Genomic DNA, 16,660 nt, shown 5'->3' on the forward strand with positions numbered 1-16,660 from the left:
CTGGGTATGCCTGATGGTCCGAGGTGCCTGCATCGCGAGCAAGCCCGCTCCCACCAGAAGCATCAATAACCCCGGCGCACTTATTCCACTGCCCACCAGCGTGGCAACAACTGCCGCACGCGCGCCTCGCCGAAGCGGTCATCAATCAACATCACCACGCCGCGATCCTGTTGGCTGCGGATCACCCTCCCCGCTGCCTGCACGACTTTTTGAATGCCGGGGTACAGGTAAGTGTAGTCATAGCCTGCGCCGAAAATCGCACCCATGCGTGCCTTCATTTGCTCGTTGACCGGGTTCAGTTGTGGCAACCCCAAGGTCGCGATAAACGCCCCGATCAAGCGTGCGCCCGGCAAATCGATGCCTTCGCCAAACGCGCCGCCCAGCACCGCAAAGCCGATGCCCCGGCTGTGCTGGGTGAACTGATCGAGGAAGGCGTGCCGCTCGGCCTCGGCCATGCCGCGTGATTGCAACCACAGCGCAACCTGCGGGTACCGCTGTGCCATCAACTGCGCCACTTGTTGCAGGTAATCGAAGCTTGAGAAAAACGCCAAATAGTTGCCTGGCTGTTGCGCAAATTGCCGGGCGATCAATTCGACTATCGGTTCGAGGGAGGCGTGGCGATGCACAAAACGCGTCGAGATTTGATCGACGATGCGCACCTGCAATTGCTCGGCCTTGAACGGCGACTCCACATCGATCCACGCGGTGTCTGCCGGCAAGCCGAGCAAGTCGGCGTAATAATGCCGAGGGCTCAAGGTCGCAGAAAACAGCACGCTACTGCGCGCGGCCGTGAGCCTGGGCCGGATAAATTCGGCGGGTACCACATTGCGCAGGCACAGGGTTGAGGCGCTGCGTTTGCCGCCGAACTGGCGCTTGCTGATGTCGAAGATGAAGTGTTCGTTGAACAGCTCGGCGACTTTGGCAAATTGCAGCGCCTCGAAGTAGAAGGCTTGCAGGTCACCGCTGAGGGCTTCGGGGTAATCGTTGAAATAATCGCCCATCGCGCTCGCACAGAGGCTCAGCGCCTGGAGCAGTTTGTCCGGCTTGCTCGCATAGGCCTGGTAAGGCGCGAGCTGGTCCTTGTGCAGGGCGTTCCATTCGCGGTTGAGGCGTTGCAAGGGTTTCTTCAGTGGCTCGGGCGCGGTGTCGCGCACGGTCTTGAGGCTGTATTGGTCAAGGCTCGCGCTGTACATCGAACGCGCACGCTCGACCAGGTTGTGGGCTTCGTCGACCAGCGCCGCGACCCGCCATTGATTCAATTGGGCCAGGCCGAACAGCATGGCGCCGAAGTCAAAATAGTAGTTGTAGTCGGCGACCACAAGGTCGGCCCAGCGCGCCATTTCCTGGCTCAGGTAGTACGGGCACACATCATGCGCCAGCGCCACCTCGCGCAGGTTGCGCTGGTCCAGCAGGCGCACCCTGGAGGCGGCCGTGCGCGCGGCGGGCAAGCGGTCGTAAAAGCCCTTGGCCAACGGGCAGGAGTCGCCATGGCAGGCTTTGTCGAGGTGTTCGCAGGCCTTGTCCCGCGCAACCAGTTCGAGCACCCGCAGCGGTAATTCGGCATGGCTGTCGTACAGCACTTGTGCGGCGTCGAGGGCCAACTTGCGGCCGGGAGTCTTGGCGGTGAGGAAGAAGACTTTGTCCAGTTGTTGTGGCGCCAGCGCCTTGAGCAGCGGGAAAATCGTGCCGACGGTCTTGCCGATGCCGGTGGGCGCCTGAGCCATCAGGCAGCGGCCGGTGCTGACCGCCTTGTACACCGATTCGGCCAAGGCGCGTTGGCCGGGGCGAAAGTCAGCGTGCGGGAACGCCAGCGCTTGCGCGGCGCTGTTGCGCGCTTCGCGGTGCTGCATCTCCTGGCGCGCCCAGCCGAGGAACAGCGCGCATTGCTGGTTGAAAAACAGCGCCAGATCGGCCGCCTGAAAGCGCTGGTTGAGCAGGGTTTCGCCCTCGCCGACAATGTCGAAATACACCAGCGCCAAGTCGATTTCGCCAAGCCCGAGCTTCTGGCACATCAGCCAGCCATAAACCTTGACCTGCGCCCAATGCAACAGCCGGTGGTTAGCCGGCTGGGCGTCGAGGTCGCCGCGATAGGTTTTGACCTCTTCCAGGCGATTGCGGTCAGGGTCGTAGCCGTCCGCCCTGCCCCGCACGGTGAGCTGCTGGTATTCGCCTTCCAGCGCGACTTCATGCTGGTAATGCGCGCTGCGCCGCGAGGCGACGGTGCGGTGGCCGACGATGCCTTCCTGGGCGCTGGGCGACGGTGTGAAACGCAGGTCGAGGTCGCCGACCTTGCCCGTGAACTCGCACAGCGCGCGCACCGCGACCTTATAGCTCAAGCGGGTGTTGCCCAGCGCACATAGCAGACGGTGACCGGCATCTGGTATTCACCACAAAACTCCAGCCAGCGCAGTTGGTTGTCTTGCAGGCGATCGCCGGGGCCTTTGACCTCGATCATGCGGTAGGTCTTTTGCGCCGGCCAGAACTGGATCAGGTCGGGCATGCCGGTCCGGTTGGCGCGAATGTCGAGCAGCAGGCGTTCAAACCAATAGCGCAGGTGTTCGGCGGGCAAACACGCCAGCGCCTGCTCCAACAGCTCTTCGCTGAGCAGGTTCCAGAACACAAAGGGCGATTGAATGCCCCATTTTTGCGCATAGCGTTGGCGGATGGTGGTTTTGTAGCGACCATCCGAGAGTTGTTCAAAACACGCGGCGAACAAGCTGGCGCGGCGCTGATGAAAATCTTCGCTGTGCAGGTCCACCGGCCCGCGCTGGAACGGGTGGAAAAACGCGCCCGGCAACGGCGCGAAAATCACCTCCCAGCACAACAGCCCGAACAGCGAATTGATCAGCCCATTCTCGACGTAATGCACCGGCGCATCGGGCTCGCTGAGGTGCGCCTGCACGCAATATTCCACCGACATCAGCGGCTCCGGCACGGCCAGCGCCAAGTCCAGGCGGGTCACCGCACGCGGCTTGGGCTTGGGCTGCGCCGGCTCGCCAAGTTTGCGCCGCAGGCGCGGCAGCACCCGCAGCATATGCTGGTGTTCGGCGGCGCTTTCCGGCGCTTGTTGCGCGGCGCACGCCAGGGCCATGGCTTGGCTGTAATCGGCTTGGCGCTCGAGCACCCGAATCAGCCGTGAACGCGCGCCGGGGTAGGCGCAAGCACGGTAAATCTGTTGCGCCAGGTCGAGTTCGGCACTGCGCTCGCAGCATTGGCCGATCTGGAACAGCAGTTTGGCACGGCGTTTTTCCAGCCAGGGATTGTCGGTGGCAAGCGTCGCTATTTGCGCTAACACCTCGTCCAGCGCCTGCCCCGCTTCAAAGGCCTGCTGGCAGTGGTGCAGGAACAGAAACCCGTGCACATCGTCGCGATTGCGCAGGCCACGCGACTCGGCGCAGAACTCGACTTTTTCGTAGGTGTAGATGCCCAGGTCAGCCAGCACGAACTCCGACCAGTCCTGGTACAGATTGCCGAAGAACATCAACCGCAGGCGGTCGCAGAGGTCCATCACGGTGAGGCTGTAGAGCGCATCGCCGACCTGCGGGCACCACTGCGTAAAGCTGCGCTGTTCGGTGAACTGCTCGGCCAGCGACGCCAGCCAATCGGCCTTTTTGGCCTTGGGTTGATCAATCCACGGTTTGAACGCGTCGAGAACTTCGCCCTTTTGCAGCAGCGCGAACAGCGCTTCAAACGCCAGCAGGCTGCGCTCATCCACCCAGCCCTGTTCGACCAGCGCGAGCGCGGCGGCGTGGGTGCAACCAATTTCGAGGTAGTTGAGTTTGCTCGCACGAAAGTGCACGCCCTTGCGCATCACCATGCGCACCAGCAGCGCTTGCGAAGCCTGCGGCAACCTGTCGAATTGCTGAATGAAGTGCAATTCATCGGCGTCGAGCAAATCGGCATAGCGCTGCGCAAGCCAATGCAGCACTTGGCGGAAGTTGTGCAGGTAATACAAGGGGTCGTCGAGGGGGTTGGCCATGGCGCGCGCTGATCAAATACTGGTTATGCATACAGAGTGCCGATGCAAACCGCTTGTTGCAATCGCTAATAGATAAATGGCGCACGCAACTTTTCGTATAAAAGTGATCAGATAGGGCTGTTGATCGAGTAACATTTATCGGCCCGCAGCCCATGGCGCGGGACTTTTCAGGGTTAAAGGCAGGGTTATGAACATGAAGAATTTGGGTCTACCGATGGTTGCACTCACTTTTCTGGTACTGGCCGGTTGCGCGACGCAAACCGTGGTGACATTGCAAAATGGCACGCAGTATTTGACGAAAGACACCCCCAAAACCAAAACCGCCGACGGCTTCTATGAATTCACCGACATAGCCGGCAAGCACATCCGCGTGAAAGCGGATGACGTGGCCACAGTGCGCGACGAAAAGTAATCACAACCGTGCCTGTGGCGAGCGGCCCTTTGTGGTTGCTCGCCACAGGGCTTTAACTCAGCCGATCATAATACCGTCCGTCCACAGCCCGCCATGCCCGACGCCCACCAGGGTCACCGAGTCGGCGCCAAACGTGAGCACGGTATCGGCGCCGACGACCTTGGCGTGGTCACGCACGTCGGTGCTCCCCGCCACATCCTTGAACACCAGTTTGTCTGTCGGTTGGTAGCCAATCACGCGGTCGTTGCCGAAGTGGCCGCTGAACAAAAAGGTGTTATGCCCACTGTTGTCGCGGATCGTGTCATTGCCCTTGCCTCCCTCGATAAAGTCCGCACCTTTGCCGCCCTGGATCAGGTCGTCGCCGTGACTGCCGATGATAAACGTGTTGCCCTTATGCGGTTCGGCATTGCGGTTGAGGTCCTGCACCCAGGTGTTGGCCCGCGCCGGGTCGGACAGGTTGGCGACGATCACCGTGGCATCGCGAGTCATCTGGTTGTAGAAGCCGGATTCGAGGATGCGCGTCATACCGTCGCCATACGCCGTGGGCAGGTGCGACACCCAGGTCGGCAGGTTGACGATCGAAAACGGCAGCACATTCCACATCGTCGACGCGTAGTGGTCGTTGAAGCTGACGATATTGTCGGTGGTCGAATCGTGCGGCTTGTCGTGCACGCCAAGCGACGACAGGTTGAAGGAATAGCCGTCCAAAGCGCGGAACACCGGGTCGTTTTCGTAACCGATATTCAGCACCTTGTCGCCGGCACTTTGGGTTGGCGAGGCGAAGGCCACATAGTGGGCGTCCTTGTAGAAACCCGACCATTTGCTGCTGCTTAAATCCGCCAGGCTGTTGACCGCCAGCCCGCCCAGGCTGTGGCCGCTGACCACGATGTCTTTGCCGCTCAAGCCCTGCGCACCGGCATAGTCGGCGACATTTTTGAGCAGGCCGCCGAAGGCTTCACCCGCGTAGTTTTTCGCGTAATCCTTAGGCCCCAAGGCGGCGAGCAGGTCGCTGATCAGGTCGCCGATGGCATCGCTGATCAGGTTTTCGCGTGGCCCCGAGGTGCCACGAAAGCCGATGCCGATTTCGAGCAACTTGCCGGCGTGATCGTATTTGCCCAGCACCTCGACTTGCGCCGTGGTGTAGCCGGCTTTTTCGCCAAAGAAGGTGCCGCGCGCATCGACCTTGCCGCCATAGCCCAACGCACTCGCACTGATCGGCGTCCAACCGGCTTTTTGCACCGCCTCAAGCGCGGCTTTTTCCGAGTCGGGGTTCCAGGGAATGCCGGGAATCACGCCTTGTGAATCGGTGCTGCCGAGCAGCGCACCGACCAGTGTGGCGGGTAAGCCCACGCCCAAACCGTTGTGCTGATAGCCCACGGCAAAGCCGTTATCCAAGTTGTGGTAAGCATACAAGGTGATCGCCATTGCATCGGCGAACAACGTTTTGGAACCCTCGTTGCCAAGGTTTTTATAGTCAAAGATACCCATGGTAATGCCTCTCTTTTGTTGGATTTGTCGAGAAAGCGAAAACACTTGTACCGCTGATGCATAAGCCCGGCGCTAACAAGCGCCCGGCGTATGCATCAGGTTTGTCACCCTTTAGAACGCCCAGTCGAGGCTCAAACCCACCCCGTGCACCTTGTCTTTACTGGCCAGCAGGCCGTTGTAATCAAAGCTCACCCGCGCCTCCTTGCTCAGCGCCAGGCTGACGCGAGCGCCGACCAATGCCGCATCACGCGCGCGCGGCGTACTTTCCACCGCAAACGAAGGCCCGCCCGAGGCAAACGCCAGGTGCTGTTCGGAATCGACGCTGCTCAGGTTGTGCTGCCAGCCCAATGTGCCGGACACCTCCAGTTGCTGGTGGTCGTTGACGTTGAAGGTCTTCAAGGCACGCACGCCCAAGGTGCTCAGCACCACGTCGCGGGTGTCGTCACGGCCTTTCAACGCAGCGGCATCGCCTTTTTCAGTAAAACCATCGCTGTCCAGGTGCACGTAGGCCAGGTTGGCGAACGGTTCCAGCGCCAACGGTTGCAGGTTGACGCGGTACGCCGCTTCGGTGAACACCTGAGTGCTGCGTGCATCGACCTTGGCGGTCTGCTTGCCAGCTACAGCGCCGTATTGCAGGTCGCGCTTCACGTCGCGCGATGCCAGCTGTAGGTCGCGCCGCCACTCAAACGCCAGGCGCCGATCTCACGCCCGGCATAGGCGCCGAAGTGGTAACTGTCGACCGAGGCACGGCTGTGAGTGTCGCTGCCCATGTTCAACGAGGTGTCGCTGTAGCCTGCCACCAAGCCGATGCGGGTGGCGTCGTCCAGCGCGCCGTCGACGCCGGCCAGCAGGCCGCCGATGGCGCTGGTGTAGCCTGCGGTGTCGTTGCGGCTGTCAGTCTTGCCCCACGCACCGAGTGCCTTGACCCACACGTTGCCACGGCTATCGAGGGTTTGGCTGCTCGCGCCCATGTCGCCATTGCGCAAGCGTTCACCCACCGCTTCGCGCACGTAGCGGCTGTCGTTGACCAAGGCATTTTCCAACGCCGGGTAGATTTCGCCGGACAGTTGCTGGAACGCGCCTTGTGCCGAAGCCGCAGTCGGCGCCAACAACAGGCTTTCATACACCGCGTTGCCCGCCCCCAATTGCTCGGCAGCCGCCGCGACGGAACGCTGGTTTGGGGTGGCGGCGACGCTGGCGAAGCTGTTGGCATTGCGCGCCACAGCCAACTGCACGCCGTTGGCGGCGTAGTTCAGGGTGCCACCGATAAACAGGTAGTCGGGCAGTACCGCAGCGAAATTGCCGGTAATGCCACCCGCCGCTTGCAGGATGTTGTACTGACGACCGATCAGGCTTGCGGCCTGCGCGCTGCTCAGCAAGGTCGGGCTGTTTTCCAGGGCCAGGGTCACGGTGCCGCCGTTGAGCGTGGCGGTGCCGCTGGCGACGATTTGGTCGCTGCTGGTCGGCGACAACTCCACCGCATAAGTCGAGCCAGCGTTAAAGGTCACATCGCCCGCCACGTTCAGCGTGCCAATCGAGTTACCCGGCGCCACGGTGCCGCCGCTTTGCGCAGTCAGCGAACCGATGCGCCCCGAGCCACCGACGATGCCGCTCTGGCTGACGGTGACGTCAGACGTCACCGAGCCGTTGATGGCCAGCAAACCCTGGTTAACCAACGTCGGGCCGCTGTAGGTGTTGCTGCCGGTCAGCAGCAACGTACCGATACCCTGCTTGGTCAGGCCGCCATGGCCCGAGATGTCATTGCTCCACACATCGCGGCCACAATGCACGTCGGTGCACACGCGTTCGGTCGGTTTGCCGGCATCCACCACCGCGCCGATGCCTGGCAGGTCAGCTACAAATTGCCCGCTGCCATACGCACCGTCGATGCGAAACTCAGCCGGAATATCTTCAGCCGTGACGAACATTCCCGGCCCGTTTACTGCCTTGCCCAGGTTGATCATGCCCCAGCCATACAACGAATCGATGCCCGGCGCGCCGAGGTCGGTGGCGGTGGTTTTCAGCAACGTGGAAATTTGCTCGCCATTCATGTAAGGGAAGCGCTCCATCAACACCGCCGCGCTGCCGGCCACGTGCGGCGCGGCCATGGAGGTGCCGTTGAAGTTGGCGTAGTCGGTGGTGAGGTTTTCCAGGCTGGTGCCGTTGATGATCGAACTGTAGATGCGCGTGCCGGGGGCCGACACGCAAAAGCTCGCCGCATAGCCGCAGCGCGACGAAAAGGTGCTGATCACATAAGGATTGGCGCTGGTGGTGTCCGGGTTTTGCTGCAAGGCCGCCACCGACAGCCAGTTCGGCGCGATGTCCGGCACAAAATACGCGAGGCCGGAAATCGCGTCCGGGTTGTTGCGGTTGTAATCGTTACCGGCGGCAAAGATCGTCAGCACACCGCTGCGCGCGGCATCAATTGCACCTTGATAAGCGCCACCGGCAAGAGTGCCGAGGATCGGCCGGATGTTATTGAACTGCGCCTGCGCTTCATTCACGGTGAAATTCTGAAAGGCCGGGTCACGCCCGCCTTTCGCGTACTGCTCACCGATGCCGATGCCCCAGCTGTTATTGATGATTCGCGCACCGCTTTCGACCAGTGCGTCCCAGCCGGCTTTGTAGACCGCGCCGTCGTTGCCGAGGATGATCCCGTCTTCCGGGCCAGGGTCGCCGTTTTCGGCGCTGATGATTTGCGCATTGAACGCCACGCCATGCATCGGCCCGCCATCGCGGTTACCCGCAGCGATGCCGCCGACGTGGGTGCCGTGGTTACCCAATTTGCCGTTGGAGCCCAACGACGGCGTGCCGTCGTAGCGGAATGCATCGCCCGCCTTCACCGGAATGTACGGGTCGGTGTATTGGCGAATGCCCTCGGTGACAATCGTCACCACTTTGTTGGGGCTGGCAAATTCCGGGTGCGCGGCGTACACCGGCTGATCGAAGATCCCAAGCTTGACGCCCTTGCCGGTGTAGCCGGCCGCGTAGGTGGTGTCTGCATGCACCGCGCCCAGGCCCCAGTCGGCCTTGAACTCGTCGCTGCGCCAACTGGCGGCGTCGCCCAGTTTGCCGGTTTCTACATAGGGCGCGGCCTGGGCGCTGCCCAGACCTGCCAGGCAGCACAGCAGCGCACTGAGCGGGTAGCCCGGGCCTGTGCGAGTCGGGGAACCCCCCCCCTGATTTGCGTTTGTTCACGTTGACCGTCCTTAGTTTTTATGACGTTTTTGATCGTTGCCACGCGCTGCGTGGGAATGCCGCCCCAGGCGCTCTGCGTCCCGCTGTTGGCGAGGTTGTCAGGCGTCACGGGAGGCATCCTTGGCTGCGCGTGGGAACGCTCAGTGGTGGAGCTGGTTTGAATGAGGGTGTTTTAGAACTGCCAGTTGAGGCTCAAACCCACGCCCTGGGTTTTTTCGCGGCCGCCCAACTGGCCGTTGTAATCCAGGTTGATTCGCGTCTGCGCGCTCAGCGCCAGGCTGGCCTGCACACCGACCAGCGCGGCATCACGCAGCAACGGCGTACTGCGCACCGCGAACGAAGGCCCGCCTGCGACAAACGCCAGGTGCTCGGCGGATTCGACGGCGCTGAGGCTGTGTTGCCAGCCCAGCGAACCGGACAATTGCAGTTGCTGGTGGTCATTCAAAGGAAGGCTTTTCAGCGCCCGCAGACCGAGCGTGCTGAGCAGCGCATCGCGCTGATCGCTGCCGCGCTCAAGCGCTGCGGCATCACCTTTTTCGTGAAAGGAATCGCTGTCCAAATGCACGTAAGCCAGGTTGGCGAACGGCTCCAGCGCCAACGGTTGCAGGTGAATGCGGTAGGCGGCCTCGGTGAACAACTGCGCAGTACGCGCCTCCAGCTTGGCCTTTTGCTTGCCACTGACCTCGCCATAGTTGAGGTCACGCTTTACATCGCCGCGATGCCAGCTGTAAGCGCCGCCGACGCTGACGCGCCAATCACCCAACTCACGCCCGGCGTACGCGCCGAAGTGGTAACTGTCGATGGACGCCGATGAATGCGTGCCGTTGCCCAGGCTCAATGAACTGTCGCTGTAGCCGGCAACCACACCCACGCGCGTCTGCTCATCAAGGGCGCCGTCGACACCCGCGAGCAGGCCGCCGATGGACGTCGTGGCGCCCGCCGTTTCGCTGCGGCTGTCGGCCTTGCCCCAGGCGCCAAGCGCCTTGAACCACAGGTTGCGCTCGCCGCTGACCGGCACATGGCGCAGGCGCTCGCCTACCGCGTCGCGCAGTTGCAGGCTGTCGTTGATCAGCATCGCGCCAAGCGCCGGGTAGATTTCGCCCGACAACTGCTGCAAACCTTGTTGGGCCGCCGCCACCGAATCCGACTGCAGCACGCTTTCATACACCGGGTTGCCCGCGCCCAATTGCTCGGCGGCGCCAGCCACAGCGCGCTGGTTGCGGGTGGCCCCGACGCTGGCGAAGCTGGTCTCATTGCGCACCACGTTCAATTGCACGCCATTCGCCGCGTAGTCGAGCGTGCCGCCAAGGAACAGATAGTCAGGCAGCACCTGACCAAACTGCCCCTGTACGCCGCCGGCAGCCTGAAGAATGTTGTATTGACGGCCGATCAGGCTTTGCGCCTGGCTTTGGCTGAGCAACGTCGGGCTGTTTTCCAGCGCCAGGGTGACCGTGCCGCCACCCAGCACGGCCTTGCCGCCCGCCACAATGCGGTCGCTGCTGGTCGGCGTCAGTTCCACCGCGTAGGTAGAGCCCGCGCCCAAATTCACGTCGCCCGCCACCTGCAAGGTGCCCACGGAATTGCCTGGCGCCACGCGGCCGCCACTGTTCACCTGCAGCGCTGCAATGCGCCCGGAACCGCCAAGCGTGCCGCTGTTGTTGACGGTCACCGCCGAGGTCAACGAACCATTGACCGCCAGCAAGCCGCCATTGATGGTGGTTGCGCCGCGGTAGGTGCTGTCACCGCTGAGCACCAGGCTGCCGGCACCGGACTTGATCAGGCTGCCTGCGTACACGCGGTTCGCCGCAGCCAGGTCGCGTGCGCTGCCCACCGCGTAGTCGGTCTGGTCCTGCTGGCTGGCGGTCGCGCTCACGCCGTTTTGCCAGCCCTTGTCGATCAGGGTTTGCTGCCAGGCGCTGTGTTCGCTGCGATCCTCGGCCTGGCGTTGCAGCAACGCCTGGTCAGAGATGCCGTTGCTCCATACATCGCCCTGCCCGGCCGCCAGGTTTACGTCCATCGCGCCAAGCAATTGCCCTGGCCCGTGCATCGCCCGGCCCAGGTCCGGTACGCCCCAGCCCACGCTGCTGTTGGGGGCTTGGGTAATTGAGCCGTCGAGCTGCGTGGCGGTGGTCAGCAGCACCTGCAAGGCCTGCTCGTTATTCATGTACGGATAGCGTTCCATCACCAGCGCCAAGGCGCCGGTGGCATGCGGCGCCGACATCGAGGTGCCGGATTTTACGCCGTAGCCGCCACCCGGAACGGTGCTGTTGATCAACGCGCCGGGGGTGGAAATGCACCAGTACTTGGCGATGCCGCACTGGTTGTATTTCTGGTTATTCGCCTTGTCCAGGCCCGACACGGCCAGCCAGTGGCCTTCGAGTTCCGGCTGAAAGTACGGCAGCGCCGAACGCACGCTGGCATTCGCGTAGCCGCTGTTGCCGGCGCTGAACACATTGATCACCGAGGCCTTGGCCACGTCCGCCGCCGCATCCAGCCACGTGCCCTGCTGGTAATGCTGCGCGTAGGCGGCATGCAGGTCGCCGAGGGTTTGGTAGCTGACGTCTTTGGGCTGGCTGCCCCAACTGTTGTTGATCGCGCGCACGCCGGAATCGACCAAGGCGCTGTACACGGCCTTGAAGTACTTGGGGTCTGGCGTCGGGCCAAACAGAAAACTGTCATTTGCGTTGGTGTTGCCCACATAGATTTGCGCGTTGTAGGCCACGCCGTGCATGCCCTCGCCATCGCGGGCCGCGCCCATGGTGCCGGTGACATGCGTGCCATGCGAGTCGTTGTTGGGGTTGAGCGTGCCGGTGGTGCTGAACGCGCTGCCATCCACATAAGTACCGGTGGCGCTGACCGCGTGGTAACGCGCTGTGGAGGCTTGCGGGTGATCGGCATCGAACCCCGAGTCCAGCGCACCGATTTTCACCGCGTTGCCGGTGATTCCGGCGGCGTAGGCTTCATCCGCCTTCATGCGGCCCAAGCCCCAGTCGCTCTGGAATTCGGCAGAACGCCAACTGGCCGGGTTACCCGGCTGGCCGGTCTCGGTGTAAGCCGCTTGAGCCGCAACGGACAACAGCAGCAATGAGCCTGCGGTAAAGGGTTTGAAGCGCGGTGAATCGGTGATCATTAAAACCATCCTTATTGTTGTTATGGCGGCTCATTTCACAGGGCCGAAGGCCTCGTCGACTTTTGCCAGGTCGGTGTCGCGCAAGTTGCCCGCGTAGTAGTGCAATTTGGTCCAGGCCATTAAGTAGTCGTAACGCGCCTGGGCCAGGTCGCGACGGGTGCTGTAAAGCTGTTGCTCGGCGTTCAGCGCATCGAGGTTGACGCGCTCGCCGCCGAGGATGCTTTGCTTGGTCGACACCACCAGCGCTTCGGCGGAGCTCAGCGCCTTTTGATAGGCGCGCAGCTTGCTCACGCCCGACAGGCAGGCGCTGAACTGGCGCCGCAGCTCGATCAGGGTTTCGCGGGTTTTGCCTTCCAGCTCAAATTCGGCCTGTTCCATGCCGCGACTGGCCTGGCGGGTGGATGCCGAGATGGCGCCACCGGCATACAGCGGCACGCTGACTTCGATGCCGATGGTGTTGGTGTCGTAGCGCTGGTTGTAGGTGTTACCGCTGTCGGACTCCTGCTTGCGCGAGCTGGCATAGGCGGTGACCCTGGGCAAGTGCCCGGCGCGGTTGCGCTCGACTTCATAGCGCGCCACTTCCACGGCTTGGCGCTGCGACGCAAGGGTCGGGTTATTGCTGATCGCCAGTTCATGCCAGGTGTCGTAGTTGGCCGGGGTCAGCGTGAAGGCGGCAAAGCTCTGGTTCAGCGGTGCCAGGTCATTGATGTTGACGCTCTGCACGCCGATCAACGCGCCCAATTCCCTCAGCGATGCGTCCTGCTCATCCAGCGCCTGGATCTCTTCGGCGGTGGCCAACTCATAACGTGACTCGGCTTCCAGAATGTCGGTGCGCGTGCCCTCGCCTTGCTGGAACAGGTGCTGGTTTTGCTGGAATTGCTGCTCGAAGGCCTTCTTCTTGGCGCGGGCAATGTCGATCTGGTCCTGGGCAAACAACGCCTGCGTGTAATAGGTCAATACGCGCACCAGCAGCGCCTGGCTCTTGTCACGAAAGCTTTCATCGGCAAACAGCGACTGCGCCACGCCCTTGCGGTAGTTGGCATAAGCTTCGTAGTCGAACAACGGCTGTTGCAGGCTGAAGGTCGAGCCGTAACTGTTGTAGTTACGGTCGTCGCGGTAGTTGCCGCCGCGCCCGTCCGGCAGGTGCGCTTCAGAGTTATTGCGGCCCTTGTTGTAGTTGTAGGACAGCCGCGGCAACAGCCCGGCGCGGCCGATGGTGCGGTTCTCCAGGCCCGCATCGCGCTCCTTGATCGCGCCCAAAAACACCGGATCGTTACGCAACGCCTGCTCATACACATCGAACGGGCCCATGGCCGCGTGTGCACTGGTGCAGCACAGCAGCAAGGCAATGAACACAGGTTTCATGCTCATTCCTCAGTCAACGCGGAGCCGGCGCGATCGAGCAGCGGCTTGAACAGGTAATTGAGCAACGAGCGTTCGCCGGTGCGCACAAACATCTCGGCCGGCATGCCTGGCTTGATCACCAGGCCATGCAGTTTTTGCAGGCCGGACTCACTCACCGTGGTGCGCAGCACGTAATACGGCGCGCCGGTTTTTTCATCGAGCATCTGGTCGGCGGAAATCAGGCTGACTTCCCCCGGCACACGCGGCGTGCGGCTCTGGTTGAAGGCGGTGAAGAGAATGTCGACCGGCAAATGCGGGCCGACCTTGTCGACCAGATGCACCGGCAAATGCCCTTCCACTTCCAGGCGAGTGCCTTGGGGCACGATTTCCAGCAAGGTTTCACCGGCACGCACCACGGCGCCGACGGTGTGCACACCGAGGTTGACCGCAATGCCATCGGCCGGCGCGTTGATTTCGCTGTGCTGCAGGTCGAAGCCTGCCGAGGTCAGTTGCTGTTCGAGGGTGACGCTGCGCAATTGCGCGTCGGCCAATTGGCTGCGCACCTCTTTTTGATATTCGTCGCTGTGCTGCTGCAACTTGAGCCGCGATTCAACGATGCCCTGCTCCACACGGCCGGTTTCGCCGCTGTTCTGCGCCAAGTCCTGCTGCACCTGGGACAGCTGGCGCTGGTATTCCATCAGCCGGTTGCGCGGGATATAGCCGTTGTCGGCCAGCGGTTGCAGGTTGCTCAGTTGGTCGCGCAGCGATTGCGCCTGGGCGGTCAAATCGCTGCGGGCGCGGCGCATGCCGTTCAACTGTGCGGTGGCGCCGTCGATATTCGCGCGAATGCCCGCTTGTTCACGGGCAACCGCTTCGCGTCGGCTGCTGAACAGTTGGCGCTGGCCTTCGAGTACCAGCGCCAGCGCCGGGTCGGGGCTGGCGCTCAGTTCGGCCGGAAAGCTGATGCTTGCACGGTTGTCACGCTCGGCCTGCCAGCGTGCCACGCTGGCCCACGCCATGCGGTACTGGGCTTGCAGCGATTGCACATCGGCCTGGTTCTGGGTCTGGTCAAGGCGAAACAGCGGCTGGCCCTGTTTCACCCACTCGCCCTCCTTCACCAGAATCCGGCTGACCACGCCGGGGCTGAAGGTTTGCACGGCTTTGCGCTTGCCCGACACCACCACCGTGCCTTGCACCGGGATGCCTTGATCGAGCGGTGCCAAGCTGGCCCAGAGGAAAAATCCACCCGCGCCGACGAGGGTCATCAGCCAGCCGATGCGCACAAAAAAACCGGCGTCGCGTTCTTTAAAACGAGGTTCAACAGTGAGGCTACTCATGCGCCAGGGTTCCCTGCGGCTTGATACTGACGGCTCAGGCTGACGCCGGCCTTTTCACGCGGTGCTTCGTGCGGCTGGCCCGACAAGGCCCGCAGCACTTCCTGGCTGGGGCCGAAGGCCTGCAAACGCCCGTCGTTCAACACCAGCAACTTGTCGGCCTGGGCCAACGCCGAGGAACGGTGCGTCACCAGCACCACGCTGCTGCCTTGGGCTTTCATCTGCACGATGGCACTGGCCAAGGCGGCTTCGCCGACGGTGTCGAGGTTGGAGTTGGGCTCATCCAGCACGATCAGGCGCGGCCCGCCGTACAGCGCACGCGCCAAGGCGACACGTTGCTTTTGGCCACCGGACAAGCCGCCGCCGCTGTCACCCAGCAGCGTGTCGTAGCCTTGTGGCAGGCGCAGGATCAGCTCATGCACGCCGGCTTGTTGCGCGGCCTTGACCACCAGCGCCGGGTCGGCATCACGAAAACGCGCAATGTTGTCGGCGATGCTGCCGCTGAACAGCTCGATGTCTTGCGGCAAGTAACCGATATGCGGGCCGAGGTCTTCACGGTCCCAGCGATGGATGTCGGCGCCATCCAGGCGCACAGTGCCGGCCAGGGTTGGCCATACGCCCACCAACACGCGGGCGAGGGTCGATTTACCCGAGCCCGAGGCGCCGAGCACACCGAGCACTTCACCGGCGCCGAGGTTAAAGCTGACCTGCTGCAAGGTCGGCACGCGCCGCCCGGGCGGGCCTGCGCTGACCTGCTCGAAGCTCACCTGGCCCTTGGGCGCAGGCAGCGCCATGGGCGCCTCGTCGGCGGCAAATTCACGCAGCAAATCGTCCAACCGATGGTAGGCCAGCTTGGCCGAGCTCCATTGCTTCCATACGGCGATCAACTGGTCGATGGGGCTGAGCACGCGGCCCATCAGGATGGAGCCGGCGATCATCATGCCGGCGGTCATCTCGCCTTTGATCACCAAAAACGCGCCCAGGCCCAGCACCAGCGATTGCAGGCACAGGCGCAGCGACTTGCTCAGCGAGGTGATGATTGAGCCAGTGTCGCTGGCCTTGTTCTGAAAACCGAGAAATTGCGAATGCACGGCAAACCAGCGTTTGCGCAACGCGCCGAGCATGCCCATGGCCTGGATGGTCTCGGCGTTGTGCAAATGGCTGGTGGCCAACTGGGTCGACTGCTGGGAAAACGCGCCCGCCTCGCCCAGCGGTTTTTTGGTCAGGTATTCATTCAGGCACGCCAGCGCAATCAATAGCACCGCGCCCGCCGTGGCCAGCACGCCAAGCCACACGTTGAACAGGAAGATCACCAGCAGATAGATGGGAAACCACGGCGCATCGAAAAACGCGAACAGCGCAGGCCCGGTGATGAATTGACGAATAACCCCGAGGTCGCCCAGCGACTGCCCGGCATTGCCCTGGCCGCGTTGCAGGTTGCGTTCAAACGCGGCTTTGTACACGCGCAAGTTGAACCGCCGCTCTAACTGGCTGCCGATGCGAATCACGATAAAACTGCGCAGGGCTTCGAGTGTGCCAATAAAGGCAAAGAAGCCCACGACCATCAGCGTCAACATCTCCAGCGTGGTTTCATTCTGCGAAGACAACACGCGGTCATACACTTGCAGCATGTAAATCGACGGCACCAGCATCAATACGTTAATCAATGCGGTGAAACAGCCGATGCTGATCAAAATGCTCTTATATTCACCCAGCGCCCTGAATAAGGGTGCAACCGCACGGGACGTCGCCATAGTGTTTGATCTTCCCTGAAC

General features: G+C 62.3%; 8 protein-coding genes and 1 pseudogene. 1 reads left to right on the forward strand and 8 read right to left on the reverse strand.

Annotated features, from left to right (window positions below):
- Window positions 1–80 precede the first annotated feature (80 nt).
- Both F0169_RS07790 and F0169_RS07795 read right to left on the reverse strand, forming a co-directional pair.
- On the reverse strand, window positions 81–2,336 hold the full coding sequence (locus tag F0169_RS07790; protein ID WP_152746175.1) for an ATP-dependent DNA helicase: 2,256 nt from the start codon (window positions 2,334–2,336) through the stop codon (window positions 81–83).
- Entirely contained in the window at window positions 2,333–3,979 is a 1,647-nt protein-coding gene (locus F0169_RS07795) for a VRR-NUC domain-containing protein (protein ID WP_152746176.1), read from the reverse strand. Before F0169_RS07795 ends, F0169_RS07790 begins: the two co-directional genes overlap by 4 nt.
- Window positions 3,980–4,166: 187 nt before the next feature.
- On the opposite strand from F0169_RS07795, the gene F0169_RS07800 reads away from it, so the two are divergent.
- A complete protein-coding gene (locus F0169_RS07800) occupies window positions 4,167–4,391 on the forward strand; it encodes a YgdI/YgdR family lipoprotein (RefSeq protein ID WP_058411561.1) in 225 nt (74 codons plus the stop codon).
- Between the two features lie 57 nt (window positions 4,392–4,448).
- Here the strand turns inward: F0169_RS07800 and F0169_RS07805 are convergent, their stop codons facing one another.
- The 6 genes and pseudogenes from F0169_RS07805 to F0169_RS07830 all read right to left on the reverse strand — a co-directional run bounded on the left by F0169_RS07805 (window position 4,449) and on the right by F0169_RS07830 (window position 16,639).
- The gene (locus F0169_RS07805) at window positions 4,449–5,879 is read right to left on the reverse strand and encodes a polyurethane esterase (RefSeq protein ID WP_152746177.1); all 1,431 of its coding nucleotides are present in this window, start codon (window positions 5,877–5,879) and stop codon (window positions 4,449–4,451) included.
- Window positions 5,880–5,990: 111 nt separating this feature from the next.
- Window positions 5,991–9,010, reverse strand: a pseudogene (locus F0169_RS07810) (autotransporter domain-containing protein).
- Between the two features lie 239 nt (window positions 9,011–9,249).
- Window positions 9,250–12,207, reverse strand: coding sequence for an autotransporter serine peptidase EprS (eprS, locus tag F0169_RS07815; RefSeq protein ID WP_152746178.1), 2,958 nt, complete (start codon window positions 12,205–12,207; stop codon window positions 9,250–9,252).
- A 30-nt stretch (window positions 12,208–12,237) separates the two neighbouring features.
- On the reverse strand, window positions 12,238–13,572 hold the full coding sequence (locus F0169_RS07820) for a TolC family outer membrane protein (RefSeq protein ID WP_122251189.1): 1,335 nt from the start codon (window positions 13,570–13,572) through the stop codon (window positions 12,238–12,240).
- A 2-nt stretch (window positions 13,573–13,574) separates the two neighbouring features.
- Entirely contained in the window at window positions 13,575–14,888 is a 1,314-nt protein-coding gene (locus tag F0169_RS07825) for an HlyD family type I secretion periplasmic adaptor subunit (RefSeq protein ID WP_058411566.1), read from the reverse strand.
- On the reverse strand, window positions 14,885–16,639 hold the full coding sequence (locus F0169_RS07830) for a type I secretion system permease/ATPase (protein ID WP_152746179.1): 1,755 nt from the start codon (window positions 16,637–16,639) through the stop codon (window positions 14,885–14,887). Before F0169_RS07830 ends, F0169_RS07825 begins: the two co-directional genes overlap by 4 nt.
- Between the last annotated feature and the right edge of the window lie 21 nt (window positions 16,640–16,660).

It is taken from the genome of Pseudomonas kitaguniensis (assembly GCF_009296165.1).
GTDB classification, from domain to species: Bacteria; Pseudomonadota; Gammaproteobacteria; order Pseudomonadales; family Pseudomonadaceae; genus Aquipseudomonas; species Aquipseudomonas kitaguniensis.

What these genes read in the sequence shown, in the direction of transcription:
- F0169_RS07820 (WP_122251189.1), bottom strand. Translation starts at nt 13,572, where the DNA reads ATGAAACCTGTGTTCATTGCCTTGCTGCTGTGCTGCACCAGTGCACAC.
- F0169_RS07805 (WP_152746177.1), bottom strand. Translation starts at nt 5,879, where the DNA reads ATGGGTATCTTTGACTATAAAAACCTTGGCAACGAGGGTTCCAAAACG.
- F0169_RS07825 (WP_058411566.1), bottom strand. Translation starts at nt 14,888, where the DNA reads ATGAGTAGCCTCACTGTTGAACCTCGTTTTAAAGAACGCGACGCCGGT.
- eprS (WP_152746178.1), bottom strand. Translation starts at nt 12,207, where the DNA reads ATGATCACCGATTCACCGCGCTTCAAACCCTTTACCGCAGGCTCATTG.
- F0169_RS07800 (WP_058411561.1), top strand. Translation starts at nt 4,167, where the DNA reads ATGAACATGAAGAATTTGGGTCTACCGATGGTTGCACTCACTTTTCTG.
- F0169_RS07795 (WP_152746176.1), bottom strand. Translation starts at nt 3,979, where the DNA reads ATGGCCAACCCCCTCGACGACCCCTTGTATTACCTGCACAACTTCCGC.
- F0169_RS07830 (WP_152746179.1), bottom strand. Translation starts at nt 16,639, where the DNA reads ATGGCGACGTCCCGTGCGGTTGCACCCTTATTCAGGGCGCTGGGTGAA.